General features: G+C 45.2%; 10 protein-coding genes. 4 read left to right on the forward strand and 6 right to left on the reverse strand.

Features of this window, described 5'->3' with window-relative positions:
* Positions 1 to 136 precede the first annotated feature (136 nt).
* From QZV86_RS11140 to QZV86_RS11155, 4 genes are all read right to left on the reverse strand, one after another.
* Positions 137 to 1,135, reverse strand: a complete 999-nt coding sequence (locus QZV86_RS11140) for a diacylglycerol kinase family protein (RefSeq protein WP_295627926.1) — start codon at positions 1,133 to 1,135, stop codon at positions 137 to 139.
* A 12-nt stretch (positions 1,136 to 1,147) separates the two neighbouring features.
* The gene (locus tag QZV86_RS11145; RefSeq protein ID WP_295627928.1) at positions 1,148 to 2,191 is read right to left on the reverse strand and encodes an MJ1255/VC2487 family glycosyltransferase; all 1,044 of its coding nucleotides are present in this window, start codon (positions 2,189 to 2,191) and stop codon (positions 1,148 to 1,150) included.
* A gap of 196 nt (positions 2,192 to 2,387) precedes the next feature.
* Positions 2,388 to 3,314, reverse strand: a complete 927-nt coding sequence (locus QZV86_RS11150; protein ID WP_295627931.1) for a patatin-like phospholipase family protein — start codon at positions 3,312 to 3,314, stop codon at positions 2,388 to 2,390.
* Positions 3,315 to 3,320: 6 nt separating this feature from the next.
* Positions 3,321 to 4,130: a UDP-2,3-diacylglucosamine diphosphatase gene (locus QZV86_RS11155; RefSeq protein WP_295627933.1), complete on the reverse strand. Its 810-nt coding sequence runs from the start codon at positions 4,128 to 4,130 to the stop codon at positions 3,321 to 3,323.
* A 223-nt stretch (positions 4,131 to 4,353) separates the two neighbouring features.
* On the opposite strand from QZV86_RS11155, the gene QZV86_RS11160 reads away from it, so the two are divergent.
* The 4 genes from QZV86_RS11160 to QZV86_RS11175 all read left to right on the forward strand — a co-directional run bounded on the left by QZV86_RS11160 (position 4,354) and on the right by QZV86_RS11175 (position 8,721).
* On the forward strand, positions 4,354 to 5,367 hold the full coding sequence (locus QZV86_RS11160; RefSeq protein WP_295627936.1) for a M14 family zinc carboxypeptidase: 1,014 nt from the start codon (positions 4,354 to 4,356) through the stop codon (positions 5,365 to 5,367).
* Entirely contained in the window at positions 5,364 to 6,113 is a 750-nt protein-coding gene (locus QZV86_RS11165) for an alpha/beta hydrolase (protein WP_295627939.1), read from the forward strand. Before QZV86_RS11160 ends, QZV86_RS11165 begins: the two co-directional genes overlap by 4 nt.
* A gap of 216 nt (positions 6,114 to 6,329) precedes the next feature.
* Positions 6,330 to 6,563 (forward strand): hypothetical protein, encoded by a 234-nt coding sequence (locus QZV86_RS11170; RefSeq protein ID WP_295627942.1) that lies wholly within the window; start codon positions 6,330 to 6,332, stop codon positions 6,561 to 6,563.
* A 400-nt stretch (positions 6,564 to 6,963) separates the two neighbouring features.
* Complete coding sequence (locus tag QZV86_RS11175) at positions 6,964 to 8,721, forward strand: lysophospholipid acyltransferase family protein (protein WP_295627945.1); 1,758 nt, start codon at positions 6,964 to 6,966, stop codon at positions 8,719 to 8,721.
* A 116-nt stretch (positions 8,722 to 8,837) separates the two neighbouring features.
* Here QZV86_RS11175 and QZV86_RS11180 read toward each other — a convergent pair whose 3' ends face one another.
* Both QZV86_RS11180 and QZV86_RS11185 read right to left on the reverse strand, forming a co-directional pair.
* On the reverse strand, positions 8,838 to 9,761 hold the full coding sequence (locus QZV86_RS11180) for a bile acid:sodium symporter family protein (protein ID WP_295627947.1): 924 nt from the start codon (positions 9,759 to 9,761) through the stop codon (positions 8,838 to 8,840).
* A gap of 377 nt (positions 9,762 to 10,138) precedes the next feature.
* A complete protein-coding gene (locus QZV86_RS11185) occupies positions 10,139 to 15,163 on the reverse strand; it encodes a hypothetical protein (protein ID WP_295627950.1) in 5,025 nt (1,674 codons plus the stop codon).
* Positions 15,164 to 15,363: the final 200 nt, after the last annotated feature.

The following is a 15,363-nucleotide window of genomic DNA, read 5'->3' on the forward strand; positions in this document are numbered from 1 at the left end:
ATTTCCACTTAAAATATGGGAAAAACTGTCCAATCAAGTGTGACCACCTCTAATGATTGCAATGGATTGAAGCGCACTACTGCAGTTAATGCTGGATTGGCCCAGTTTGAATAACTGCCGCGTAAACGAGCCACTATCAGTTAGTGCTTAGGAAAGATGGAATTAATACTCGTATTGGTTTTGGGCTGACACTAAAGTCAATTGTCCTTTCAGCTTCAATATCCCGATTACGAAAATAATCGCCATCGACTTGTAATGGATAGGAATTTTCATGCAGTGTACAGGAAATATTTTTTCCTGAGAAATATCGCATCGGTAGTTTGGCAGGTTTACGTTGCAAAATTCTCATTGCTTTAATCAGCTCGTGTTGGTGTCGTGCTCCAGGTAAGAAACCAAGAATAAGCTCGCTCTTGGAAGGATCGGCAGTAGGGACAAGTTGTAAATTTCTAGCGTAGGCCGAATTATTGGCGATGATAACGTATCCAGATTCGCGATCAATTACTGACTGCCCATCAACACTTGCTGATACAGTTGGGTGATGCAAGGAGCATAAAGCTTTTAGTCCGTGCCAAACATAAATGGAATCATTCAGCGGACCTTTTCTTTTACCAATATTCTTGACAGTTAAAGAATCCAGTCCCATCGAAGCCATATGAAAAAAAGGCTTCCCGCCTTTAATTCCTTTACCGCTGATCAGGCCGTAAAATTGTTGTAAACATGTCCCTGAATTGATTGCTTGAATCAAATCGTTTGCACTAACGCTCATACCATACGAACGTGCAAATAATGATTCATTTCCACCCGGGATGGCATAAATGGGTGTGTTCGTTTTATTGACAAGATCCAATAATTTTCTAATCGTTCCATCTCCTCCTACGATAACAATGAGGTCATTGACGGAAATTTTTTCTGTAATGCGTGTATAACTCTTCGTTTTCTTCTCGGATGTTAATACTTCAACAATTTTGCCGTGAAGAGTTAACTCTTTCTCCAGTTTAGTTGCGAGTGCTTCTGTGTTTCCAGCGCTAGATATAGGATTGTAAATGATCAATATTTTTTCTGGCGAAGGTATTTTTATAATTAATTGATTAGGTTTAAACAGAAGGTTAGTATTCATGGATTTGAGTGGATTCAAGTTTGTTAAAATTTATGATATTTCAACAGGAATGACTCTGACCTCTGACCAAATTCGATCGCACCACGATTGCTCAATCTGCGGCATGCCGTCCTGGATCCATTGCACCAGATATCTGGCTGTATTGGGGAAGGTAACCCGGATGGCGCGGGTTTCATGTAACCATTGCTCAATGATCGTCGCATCAATGGTATGCATCATTTGTCCATAACCTAATGTATGTAAAGCCAGGGCATTTGAAACTTGTTCCATTTGTGCATGCAAAGGTTTAACCAGGATTTTCTTGCCAAGCTGCAGTGATTCACTGGCTAGCTCAAAACCTGCATTACAAATAATGCCCGCACAATCCGACAAATCTCTCTGGAAGCCCTGCAACGATAGAGGATTACAGTAGATATGGGAATGCATGGAGGGAATAACTTCTGGAGAATACATAAAAAAATCAAATGATTTGAAGGGCGCTAATGTTGACATGACATAGCGCTGGTCTTCAAAAGGCAAATAGACGATGATTTTGTTCTTCTGATTTTGTTGTGAAACGTAAGGCGTTTCGATCACAGGTGGTAATAGTGGTTGGTCGAAATGATGCCAATGCAAGCCTATGTTGGTATTTACAGGAGCGTAGTTTTGCATAATAGTTTCAGAGATCAGATCATTCCCTGCACGCGGTATGTTGTATTGAAATGCGTATTGGTGGCTGATGCCAACAGTTTTTTTGTTTTGCCGTCGTGCCGCCCAAGCGGTAACCGGTTCGTAGTCACAAATAACCAAATCGTAACTGCTCAAATCCAGTTGATTAATATCATCCAGAAAACGCAAGGGTTTTGAATGCCATACAGTCTTTAAGTGGTTGATTTTTCCCTTTTCGGTAACGAAAGTTAGACCGTGGCGCCATTGGTGACCATTGAAAACTTCCATATCAAAAAATTTATCCTGTGGTCTGCCGCTGAATTGATAAGTCACGTCAAGATCGGCTGCCTGTAATTCTTTGGCCATGATCCTTCCACGCGTGATATGACCGTTCCCTGTTCCCTGAATCCCGTAAAATATTTTCATGGTGGCTTGTGATATGGGTTAGCCTTTCTTATTGAATTCAATGTCATGAATTCTTAAATAGAACGCTGAGAAGTTTAGCGATTGACTATGACAGTGCAATGACTGTTTCTTGGCTGTTTTGTGACAATTGTGTGGATTGCATAAGTATCGGGTGTGAATAGTTTCTGCGAACACCAGTTTTTCAAATTACTCCTCGCTATTGATCTTTCAACCATTGATGAATTTGCTCGCGATGTAGGGCATACCAGTGTTTTCCGATGTCTAATGCTTTTTGTTGCACAATCCCATGATTAGCTGAATCCATTTGATCCGGCATGTCGTAGTCTTTCAGGTAATGGTTGATATACAGTACCTGGTCCCCTAGAATTTCCGTAGTTGTTCTGGCATTGGCCATCATTTTTTCCCGGAGGATAATAGAGGCGATGCCTTGTGCTGACCATTGCACGCCGCCATACTTGCACGCTTTTGTGCCGTTGACGATGAAGCTGCGCCAGCCTGATCCAATTGAAAGCATTTTGATTGCGCCCTGATTCCAGCACTTCCGGGCGTAAAGATATGCGCTCAGCCCGGGGTTGTTCATGCCAACGCCACCATCGATGCGCCAGCTACCATCTTGCAATTGCACAGGTGGGTAAAAGGATGGCGCGGCAGTGCAGGCATCGGCGATTTCGCTTAGTAAAAAATCTGGTTGACTGTCATTAGTAAAAATTTCCAGTTGATCCTGGTTGAGATTGAAGCATGGAATGAATAATTGCTTGTCGAGCGATGACAGCCTTAGATCCCCCAACTCTTTTTGCAGCGTCAGTTTTTTCGGGATACCTTGATACTTGGGGCGGACTTGCAGTTTAGCCATCAAACGGCTAAAACGATGTTTCGCCATTATTTTTTCCAGCAATTTTTCATGTAACACTTTTTCAATGATTCGATGTGCACTCAAACGACGTCCCAGGATCAGACAAGTGATTAATCCGCCCGATGAAGATCCGGCAATCAAATCGAATAAGTCGTAGGTCGAAGTGCCGGTATCATTTTCCAGACATGCCAGGACGCCAAGTTGAATTAGCAAATGACTGCCGCCGCCATCCAGACTTAAAATAGTTCTTGGGTGCGATGAGTGATTCAAATGGTTTTAGGCCGCATTTTTGCTAGCCAGCAATTCTTCTTCTACGTTGTTTTTGTATTGTTCAAATCGATCAGACCAGAAAACCAATTCTAATGATCCATCAAGATGTTCCAGCAAGGTGGAGCAGCTTTCTACCCAGTCACCGTCGTTGCAGTACAACACCGAATTGATTTCCCGTAATTCAGCATGATGGATGTGCCCACACACTACACCATCAACACCGCGATCCTTGGCCAAATGCGCCAGTGCTTCTTCAAAACTGCCAATGTAACTGACTGCATTTTTTACCTTTAACTTCAAGTATGCAGAAAGAGACCAATAAGAATAACCCATGAGTTTCCGTAGGCCGTTGATATAGTGGTTGAGATCAAGTAAGGTGTCGTAAGCGATATTGCCCAGCTTGGCGAGCCAGCGGCTATTTTTAACAATCATATCAAACTCGTCACCATGCATGACCAGCAATTTTCTGCCGTCGGTTGTGGTATGTACATAATCCTGGTGAATTTCCACATTACCGAATATATGCCCAACACAATCGCGCAAGGCTTCATCATGATTGCCCGGCACATAAATTACTTTGGTGCCATGCTTGGCTTTACCCAGGATGGAGCGGATCACATTGGTATGATGTTGAGGCCAGTAAGGATTTTTCCGGATACTCCAAAAATCGACAATATCACCCACCAAATAAAGATAATCAGTTTCTACCGAATGTAGAAAATGCAATAGAGCTTCTGCCTGGCAGCCGCGAAACCCGAGATGAACATCGGAAATCCAAACGCTTCTCACCTTGATAGGAGGTTGATGCTTTATCATAAATACCTTTTAAGTGAATGAGTGATGGCATGACAGCATAAAGCGACATTGTTAAGTTTCCTTGAAGCATTTGTGAAATATTGATGAATTCTTTGTGAAAAAATAAAAAAAGTGATCTTTGTATTGATTCTTTGCTGCATAGGAATGGATTCAAGTAAGATTCGTTTTTTGCCGGGCCTAGATTTTGGTGGCCCCCAACCTATAAAAGACACCCGTCTCATTAATGATTAAACAGCCATTTCCCGAGTTCGAACAAATTGAAGCGATTCTTCAAGAGGACAATGCGACGCATATACACAGTCAAGTACTTTGCCAAGTGTCGCGTGACAATGACAAGCTACCAATATACGCCCTGACAATCGGCAAGCGTGGTCCGGATGTACCGTGCGTGACATATGTCGCCGGTGTTCATGGCTTGGAACGCATCGGTACTCAAGTCGTCATTGCTTTTCTCGAAGGCTTGCTGGAACGCCTAAAGTGGGATCGGGTATTAGTTGAGATTCTGTCGCGGGTGCGCATTCATTTTTTGCCCATCGTAAATCCGGTCGGAATGCTGAACAAAACTCGCTCTAATGGACAGGGAATTGATTTAATGCGAAATTCTCCAGTTGATAGCCAGGAAAAAACTATCTTACTTGCTGGAGGACATCGAATTTCTTCTGTTCTGCCATGGTATCGTGGAAAGGCGAGTGATTCGATGCAACCTGAAGCACAAGCATTATGTGATTTTATCGCCAAAGAAGTTTTGTCTGCGCCATTCAGTCTGGTGCTCGACTGTCATTCTGGCTTCGGCTTTCGTAACCAAATTTGGTTTCCTTATGCCCGGAGCAGGCTGGAGCCGATCAAGCATTTAAAGGAAGTATGTTATCTGCGAAAACTGTTTATGCAGACTTATCCACATCAGGATTATCAGTTTGAGCCGCAATCGCAGCATTATCTGGTGCATGGTGATTTATGGGATTTTTTGTATTTGAAGTCACTCGAGAGTAACAATGTGTTTCTACCATTGACGCTGGAAATGGGCTCGTGGCGCTGGATTCGCAAGAATCCGCTACAGCTGCGCCAACTACTTGGCCTATATCATCCAATTAAGCCGCACCGACTCAACCGGGTGCTAAGAAGTCATCTAATTTTAATGGAGTTTCTGATGCATGCCACACTTTCGTATCAAGATTGGATCAATAACAGTGATGCAGAGGAATTGGAACGGCAAGCACTGACGCATTGGTATGCATGAAAGATCGTGAGCATTTTGTATTAATACGCGGATTATTGCGGGAAGCCAGGCATTGGGGAAATTTTACCGCTGATCTGCAACAGCACTTTCCCAATGCCATCATCAGCACACCCGATATCCCGGGCAATGGCACACGCTACCATGAAACCAGTCCGAAAACCATCGCCGGGATAACTGAGGCATTGCGTCAACAAATAGATAGTAGCCAACCACTCAGACTGATTTCACTTTCAATGGGCGGAATGATTGCGATTGATTGGATGACGCGCTACCCTGATGAAGTTGAGGCTGCGGTGCTGATTAACACCAGCGCAAGATTGTTGTCGCCATTTTATCATCGTCTGCGCTGGACGGCTTATCCACATGTTCTACGCATGATTTTTCATTCTGCTGCACAAAAGGAGACAGATATTCTGAGGTTGACTTCAAACCTTCATCGACATGACAACAAACTGCTGAAATTCTGGCAACAATGGCAACAACAATGCCCGGTATCCAAAGCAAGTGCCAGAAATCAAGTGCTCGCTGCCGTAAAATTTTCAATCTCAACCAAACCGCAGCAACCAATACTTATTGTAACCAGTCAAGCTGATCGCCTTGTGGATTGCCGCTGCAGCCTAAGATTGGCGCAAGTCTGGGATACAGACTACATCCAGCATGAATCAGCAGGGCATGATCTTCCACTGGATGAACCGATATGGTTGATAAATGTGATCAAACAGTGGGTTGCTTCAAATTTTGTTTGAATCTAAATCAACTCATATAATATCTTTCATTTTCAACGTACTAAAAATTTAATGCCGAGAAACTGTTAAGTGAAGTAAAATCCGATATCTCCAGACTCTAAAAAGAATTCATCTTCTTTTATTTATATGCCTCTACACCTCTTTGAGGTTATCGGTGGCAATATGCACCCATAATCGCCATTTGCTTGCTTTTTCGGAAGAAGTCACGCGTACGGTATGATTCTGTATTTTACTAATTATCGGTATTTATTCGCTCGCCTCGGCATTTCATTTCTTTGGATCGAAAGCTTCAGAAATTCAAGCGCTGGCATTTCCGGAGTAACCGGTGCCGACGAACAAGCTGGTATCATGCCGCAAAATCCACAAGAGCAGGTTGCTTCACTAGCAAGCGCCATTCAAACACATATTCCGCATATTGCTTTTATTAGGGACTCCAAAGGAATGATTTGAATCCCAATGTTCTAGCGTGCTCGCCTAATCGTTCTCTGGCGTTTAAGAAAACTGCTTCGAATCTCGTGAGGGAATGCTGGATACCAGCAAGAAGCGGCAGAAGTCAATCAATGTATATATACGAGAAGGAAAATTGAAAAGTTCAATCACTACGCTTTCTGAATCTCTAGCTTTAGCGGAGACGATGAATCGAATAAGAATGAAAATAGATTTGAAATACCTTGGCGATAATCATAAGTTGATTGATGCGTCGAACTTGTGATTCACGAAGTAGGGTACATTTTTATTACGCTGTACGAGCATGGTGCCATGTGCTCTGATTATTAACTGTTTGTCATTATCTTGTCATACTCATTAGCTATCTTGTTCAGCATTCAATTTTTGTAATGAGGTCAACCTTATGCTGGATGTAGATGCGATACTGAAAGATTATTTTCAGCATGCGAATGAAGCCAATGCTAAGCCATTGATGAAAGCCGCTTCTTCGATATTGAAGAAACTGCTGCATCAGGAGGAGATCAATTGTTTCATTGGAATGCACCGGCATTTGGAGGGACTAGAGTTTAACGATGCAGTGCTGGAACACTTTAATTTTTCGTTCCAGGTTTCCAGCAAAGATCGCGCACGCATTCCAGATCAACGTCGGGTGTTGATTGTTGCCAATCATCCGCTTGGTTCTTTGGACGGATTGGCGCTGTTGAAGCTGGTGTCTGAGATTCGCACCGATGTAAAGGTCGTTGCAACGACCTTGCTGGATTGCATCGATCCGCTGCAGAGCCTGTTCCTGTCAGTTGATGATGTATCCAAATCTACCAGTCATCGCGACAGTATGGTTCAGATCATTGAAGCATTGGAATCTGAGCAAGCGGTGATTTTATTTCCCACCGGGGAGGTGTCGCGCATTTCTCCATTTGGAGTTCGCGATGGCAGATGGAACACCGTGTTTTTGTCTTTAGCCAAGAAAACCAAGGCACCTATTGTTCCAGTGCATATTGGCGGCAAAAATTCCACGCTATTTTATGGCTTGTCCAGCATTTATAAACCTTTCGGAACGATGATGCTAGTTAATGAAATGTTCAATAAGAAAGGTGGTGAGATTCTATTCCGTGTCGGCAAGCCGATTCCATGGGAATCGATTGCGGCGATGAATTTGTCCAAAAAAGTAGCGGCAAAGCTGATGCGCAAACAAGTCTATTGGCTCGGAAAAAAGAAGAAAAAAGAGCTGTTCAAGTCGGTTGAGAATATTATCCATCCTGCCCGCGCCAAGTTAATTCGCAAAGAATTGAAAGCGTCGCAACTGATCGGCAAAACTCAAGATGGCAAGCATATTTATTTGTTCGATTATATGCCCAACTCCAGCGTGATGAGGGAAATTGGGCGGCTGCGTGAATTATCGTTCCGTCAGGTGCAGGAAGGCACTGGCAACGCGCTGGATGTTGATAGTTACGACCGTTATTATCGTCACCTTATTCTGTGGAACGAAGATGAACTAGAAATTATTGGCTCTTACCGCATTGGTGAAGCGCAGAAGATCATTAAAGCACAGGGAGAAGCAGGCTTGTACACGCAGAGCTTGTTTGACTTTAGCCCAGCCTTCACGCCTTATCTCGAGCAGGCGATTGAGTTGGGACGCAGTTTTATTCAACCCAGATATCAGGGGAAGCGAAGCTTGGATTATCTCTGGTATGGCATTGGCGCTTATCTGTATCAACACCCTGAGATTCGCTATCTGGTTGGGCCGGTTTCGATGAGTATTGCTCTGCCGCAGCCTGCGCAAAAGGTAATTGCCAGCTTTTATAAAGAGCTGTTTGGTAATGATAAGCAGCTTGTGCTGCCTAAACTGCCATTTGAATTTGATGTAGTAATTGATTTTATGCCATTCAGGCAGGTTGTGGATGAGACAGAATATAAACAAGCCTATGCACGGCTCAAAGAAAAAACGGAAGAGCTGAGCGTGAAAGTTCCGGTTTTGTATAAGCAATACGTGGAGCTATGCGAACTGGGCGGTTGCGAATTTCTAGGGTTTAATATCGATCCAGAATTTTCAAATTGTGTGGATGCTTTAATTCTGGTACATGTTGATGCCATCAAGGAAAAGAAACATCAGCGCTATATCGAAAGTCATGCTAGCGTCACGCAGAATCTCCGTTCTGCGTAGCATGTGCACAAGTCGTCTGAAAAAATGCTTGGCTATGATTTCTTGTTTTTCTTCTGAATAGAGATACTGGAGAAGACTCGGAACAACCCATATAGATCTGTATCTGTTGAATACAACTAAGGTGTGATTCGAATACGCCAGAAAACAGCCAACAAGCTACCAATCAATGAATGCATGAGCGCTGAAACTGCACCTACAACAGGTGTCAACAACAGCATTGGAAAAGCCTGTTTTGCCAGCACAATGGCCAAACCAGAATTTTGCATGCCCACTTCAACCGCAATCGTACGCGCGGTTTGCAACTGACAACCTAATAATTTTGCCAAGTGATAGCCAATAAAAAAACCGCTCCCATGCAGCAAGGCTACCGCAAGCAGCAATTCAGCGCCATGAGTGAGAATGGATTCCGCATGAGCTGCAAACACAATGGCGCAGATTACGCATACCCCCAACACCGACAGCAAAGGTGCAACTGGCATCACGCTTTGCACCAATCCCGGTACCCAGCGATTGAGCAGAACGCCCAGCGCAACGGGCAGTATTACGACTTGCAATGTTTGTTTGAACAATAACCAACTATCCACCGGAACAAGCGCACCGGCAAACAATTGCGTGAGTAACGGCGTCAGCACGACTGCAGCCAGGGTGGAGCAAACCGTCATGACAACGGAAAGTGCCACATCTGCCTTAGCGATATAAGTCACGAGATTTGAAGCTGTTCCGCCAGGGCAACAGCCCACCAAAATCAGGCCAACCGCAAAATAATCGGGTAAATTGAGCGCATAAGCGATGCTGTAAGCTAATAATGGCATGATGGAATATTGCACCGCAAAACCGATTGCTACTGCTTTAGGCATGCGGACAATCCGGCGAAAATCATCGAAGGTGAGTGTTAGCCCCATACACAGCATGACAAATGCCAGAATTAGCACGACGATGGAGCCTTGATTCAAAAAAACAAACCACTCCGACCAAAATAATGCGCCCGTGCACAACAGAATCATCCATAGCGGAAATAACAGCGTTAATTTTTGCAACATACTTACCGAATAACGTTCATAGTAGCTGTAGAGCCGGGTTCGCAAGCCAATCAACAAGCATTCGCAAAAGAGATAATCGATTCATCAGATTCATCAGATTCATCAGCAACCCGGTAAAGTGAGAGGAATTATAACCCGGCGACACTCTACATGAAGTTGGCGCTTAACAACTAATTAAAATCTTATTATTTTCTGCCATCAATAAACGGGGTGATGATACGCACCAAGGCGATCAAGCACAGTCAATCAAGGGCCATCACAAATCAACTCTAACGTGAAGCCAAAATAGTAAAGGTCGCTTCACGATTCAAGCGACCTTTTATAGATCACCACAGATCAGCACCACATACCAATCCGATAGTTTTTTGAACGATTTGTCAGGCTACCGGGAAATCCGCCGTCACATCCACCCCGATCAGCAGCACCGCGTCACCTTGCGTATAGGTATGGAAGTTACCGTGAACGCCGCCATCGGTCCAACCGCTGTTCAGCCCAACCACGCTATCTCCGGCGTTGCCTTTAACCTTGAGAGTATTCGTCGTATCCGACAGATCGAGGACATCCTGCGCCGTCAGGGTCAACATATTGTCGCCAACCCCATATAAAGCGATAGTCTCAATGCCGTGAATGTTATCGATCACATTGGATAGATCCAGATTAAAACCGCTTCCGGCCAGTCCCAGAATGTCGGTACCGGCGCCGCCATCGGCCCATTCAAAGCTGTCGTCCGAGATGCGAATGTAATCGTTGCCCGTACCGCCATCGAACGAATCCGCGCCGCCGCGGCCGATCATGCGGTCGTTGCCATCACCACCCTCAAAGCTCTCCGCCGCTTTGGTACCGGTGAAAATGTCGTCTCCGGGCGTACCGAGGAAATCCACCTCATCACTAAAGCTGCTGCGGCCAAATATGATATAGCTAGAGCCAGATTCGTCACCATTCGCAGCAGCATCAGGCGCACCGACAATCAAATCATCAAAACCATCACCATTCACATCACCCGCGCTGCTGACTGACAAACCCGATCGATCACCTTCTGCTTCGCCATCCAGGCGAAAACCATTGTTGCCATCAATACTGGATAAATCCATCGTGGAATCAAATCCGGATACTTTGCCAAATACTACATAGCTGGAACCTGAACCGAGAGCACCATTCGGGCTGGCGTTGGCTGCACTAATAATTAAATCGTCAAAGCCATCACCATTTACGTCCCCCGCTCCGTCCACAGAAATACCTGAATGATCAAACACTGCTTCACCATCCAGGCGGAAACCGTTGATACCATCCAGGCCAGATAGATTCATCGTCGCATCAAATCCGGATGCCTTGCCAAATATCACATAACTGGAGCCGGATTCATTGCCATTCGGATCAGCACGAAAAGCACCAATAATCACATCATCAAAGCCATCGCCATTAACGTCTCCCGCTCCGGCCACAGAGGAGCCCGAAGAATCAAAGATTGCTTCACCATCCAGTCGGAAACCGTTGGTACCATCCAGGCCGGATAGATTCATCGTCGCATCAAAACCTGAAGCTTTACCGAACACCACATAATTAGAGGAAATATAATTCGAAGCGACACCAAAGACACCACCAATAATCACATCACCGAACCCATCGCCATTGACATCTCCCGCTCTACTGACCGAGCTTGCCGCTTGATTCAGGCGAAACCCGTCACTGCCATTCAATCCGGATAGTTTCATCGTGGCACTGAATCCTGAAGCCTTGCCGAATACCACGTAACTGGAATCAGTGGTACCGGCCGTAACAATCACGTCGTCAAAACCATCACTGTTAACGTCACCCACACTGCTCACAGAGGCACCCGATCGACCACCTACTTCACCATCCATGCGAAAACCATTCTTCCCATCAAGATCGGATAAATTCATCACCGCAGAAAAACCTGACGATTTACCAAACACAACATAACTGTAACCCGAGAAATTTCCAGCTCTGTAGGCACCTATAATCAAATCATCAAAACCATCACCATTCACGTCTCCCGCATCGCTAAAGGAATCACCTGACCAATCACTATTTTTTACTCCATCCAGGCGAAAACCATTACTGCCGTCAAGACTGGATAAATCCATCTTGGCATCAAATTCAGAAGCCTTGCCAAACACTACATAGGTGGAGCCTGAAGATAAACCGTTCGGATCAGCATATGGCGTACCAACCATCAAATCATCAAAACCATCACCATTGACATCTCCAGCGCTACTTACCAGCCTACCCAAATCGTCACGCGCGTCCACTCCATCCAGGCGAAAACCATTTTTACCATTGAGACCGGACAAATTGATGATACCAATATCCGAGAATTCAACCCGCACTGCCTCATCCACCTTCAATACCGCTCCATTCTGCTTGTACGTATGAAAACCACCTTGGATTCCTCCATCCACCCAATGATTACCGCGTACAGTAATTTCATCGCCGAAATCACCCTTGACGATCAAGGTGCCTGAAGTATCGCTGGGCAGAGCAAGCAATTCCGCTGTGGTTAATTTCAACGTATTATTTCCGTTACCGCTCAGATCTATCGTTTCAATGCCATTGATTTTTCCCCGAACATCAGCCAGATCCAGATGTATTCCGCTTCCATCCAAAGCCAGCGTATCGTGCCCTTTGCCACCGTCAACCAACTGGAAATCCAGATCGGGCACCCGGATAGTGTCATCGTCGAGCCCTCCATACATCACATCCGCCCCGCCACCGCCGATCAATAAGTCATTACCATCATTCGCATCAAAACGCTCCGCCGCCTCGGTGCCTGTAAAAACATCATTATTTTCAGGAATGCCCACATAGGTTACGGTACCGGTAAACTGACTTTTGCCAAAGATCACATAAGCCGCGTCATCACCAGGATCAGAACCCGGATCGGCGACCATTAAATCATCAAATCCATCTCCATTGATGTCTCCTGCCCCGCTAACCCAACGTGACGCTCCATCGAAACGAACACTATTCGTGCGGTCAAGTTCCAACACTTTTACCGTGGCATCAAACCCGGATGCCTTACCGAACATCACGTAACTAAAACCGGAACTGCTAAAAATCAAATCGTCAAAGCCGTCGCCGTTGACGTCTCCGGCTCCGCTGATTGCATTATCGAAAAATCCACTACCACTTCCAATTCTATCCAGAAGAAAGCCATTATTTCCATCCAGATCGGATAAGTTCAACGTGGCTTCAAATCCTGATGATCTACCGAATACAATACCCCGTCCAATAATGACGTCATCAATCCCATCGCCGTTGATATCTCCCGCACTGCTGACTCCTCCGAAAGTACCATCAATGTGAAAACCATTACTGCCGTCAAGATCGGACAAGTTCATCGTGGCATCAAAACCTGAAGATTTTCCGAATACAATATTGCCGTCAACAATCACATCATCAAACCCATCGCCGTTGATGTCTCCTGCATTGCTAACCGATTCAACCGAACCATCGATGCGAAAACCATTATTCCCATCAAGTTCGGCGACATCTACCACTGCATCAAAACCGGATGATTTACCAAACACCACGTAACTGGCTTCATCGTTGTATTGAAATGGAGCGAATTCGGAGCCTATGATGACGTCATCAAAACCGTCACCATTGATATCGCCTGCACCACTAAATGATCTACCGGTAAAATTACCATCAGGCACTCCTTCGATGCGAAATCCGGTATTCCCATCAAGATTGGATAAATTCCCGGGCTTAATATCACCCGACTTGCCAAATATGATGTACGCGGAGCTGTAAAAACTATAATAACCAGCTGAGCCTGTAATAAGAGCTACGTCGTCAAACCCATCACCATTCATATCGCCGATACCTTCGACAAAACTTTGATTGGTGCCGCCAAGCACAAAACCATTTTTACCGTCAAATCCAGTCAAATCTAGTGTGGCATCAAAACCTGAATCTTTACCAAATACGACGTAACTTCCTCCATAGTACTTCTCAAAGACAAGCCCGATTCCCATATCATCAAAACCGTCACCGTTCATATCGCCCACGCTGTTGACCGATATGGCACCCAGATAATAACTATCAAGCACATTCAAACGAAAACCGTCACTGGCATCCATACTGGATAAATTAATACTGATCATTGGCTCCCTCACCTCCGTCAGAGGCGGGAAATCCACGCCGCCATCGGTGAATTCGCTACGACCGAATATGACGTAACCGGGGCCGGAATCATCGCTGTTTGAACTCGAATTGGGCGCATTCACGATCAAATCATCAAAACCATCGCCATTCATGTCCCCGGCGCCGCTAACCGAGTTGCCTAAAGGGTTCTCATGTGAGACAAATCCCGGACCATCAATACGAAATCCCTTATTATCACCATCCAAACCGGATAGACTCATTGCCGCGTCAAATCCTAATGCACGCCCAAATACCACGTAACTGGAACCGGTCACTCCTTCCGGATTAGCCAAAGGCGCACCAATAATCAAATCATCAAAACCATCGTCATTGACATCCCCCGCACTGCTTACAGAACGGCCCGAGAGATCATTAATCGTCGCTCCATCCAACCGGAAACCGTTATTGCCATTCAGATCGGATAAATTCATCGTCGCATCAAATCCCGATGCGCGCCCGAATACCACGTAACTGGAGCCGGAATTGCGTCCGTTCAGGTCAGCTGAAGAATCCCCAATGATCAAATCAGCAAAACCATCGCCATTGACATCCCCCGCATTGCTGATCGCACTCGCTCCTCCATCCAGACGAAAACCATTGCTGCCATCGAGAACAGACAGATTCATCGTCGCATCGAATCCCGATGACTTGCCAAACACCACGTAGCTGGAGCCGGAACCATTATCATTCGGATCAGCTCCGTAAGCGCCAATAATCACATCATCAAAACCGTCTCCATTGATATCACCCGCATTACTAACTGAAAAACCTGAATAATCATACGCCGCCGCGCCATCCAGACGAAAACCATTGCTGCCATCAAGATCGGATAAATTTACCTCCGCATCAAATCCCGATGACTTGCCGAATACCACATAGCTATTACCGTAGTAGTAATGCGTATTACCAAAATGTTTACCAACGATTAAATCATCCAACCCATCGCCATTGACATCCCCCGCGCTGCTGACCGAGCTTGCTCCGCTATCCAGTCGGAAACCATTACTGCCGTCAAGATTGGATAAATTCAACGTGGCATCAAATCCATCGACCTTACCAAACACCACATAGCTGATCAAATTAAAACCACTAACAATCACATCATCCAGACCATCGCCATTGACGTCTCCTACATTGCTCACCCAGGTGCCTGAAATACCTGACCCCTGCGCGCCAACCAGACGAAAACCATTCTCTCCATCCAGGTCTGCCACATTAATACTTTGCGTTGCCATTTTTTGCCTCCAAAATAAAAAGAGACTTGTCGGTAATTAATCTCTTCCGGGTTTAATTCCTCGCTCCTTGGGGCGAAGGCTGGTTGAAAACCAGCAGTCTGAAGAGCGCTTTTAATACCTCGTTGCTTGCGGCGGGGTGCTTTATTCATTGTTGAAGTCATTTTCCATCATCCTGACCATGAACCATGGTGATTTGATGA

The sequence above is a fragment of the uncultured Nitrosomonas sp. genome, from assembly GCF_902826915.1.
In the GTDB taxonomy this organism is placed as follows: Bacteria; Pseudomonadota; Gammaproteobacteria; order Burkholderiales; family Nitrosomonadaceae; genus Nitrosomonas.

Excerpts from the sequence above, each read along its gene's own strand:
- QZV86_RS11160 (WP_295627936.1), top strand. The coding sequence starts at position 4,354 with ATGATTAAACAGCCATTTCCCGAGTTCGAACAAATTGAAGCGATTCTT.
- QZV86_RS11145 (WP_295627928.1), bottom strand. The coding sequence starts at position 2,191 with ATGAAAATATTTTACGGGATTCAGGGAACAGGGAACGGTCATATCACG.
- QZV86_RS11180 (WP_295627947.1), bottom strand. The coding sequence starts at position 9,761 with ATGTTGCAAAAATTAACGCTGTTATTTCCGCTATGGATGATTCTGTTG.
- QZV86_RS11175 (WP_295627945.1), top strand. The coding sequence starts at position 6,964 with ATGCTGGATGTAGATGCGATACTGAAAGATTATTTTCAGCATGCGAAT.
- QZV86_RS11170 (WP_295627942.1), top strand. The coding sequence starts at position 6,330 with ATGATTCTGTATTTTACTAATTATCGGTATTTATTCGCTCGCCTCGGC.
- QZV86_RS11185 (WP_295627950.1), bottom strand. The coding sequence starts at position 15,163 with ATGGCAACGCAAAGTATTAATGTGGCAGACCTGGATGGAGAGAATGGT.
- QZV86_RS11165 (WP_295627939.1), top strand. The coding sequence starts at position 5,364 with ATGAAAGATCGTGAGCATTTTGTATTAATACGCGGATTATTGCGGGAA.
- QZV86_RS11155 (WP_295627933.1), bottom strand. The coding sequence starts at position 4,130 with ATGATAAAGCATCAACCTCCTATCAAGGTGAGAAGCGTTTGGATTTCC.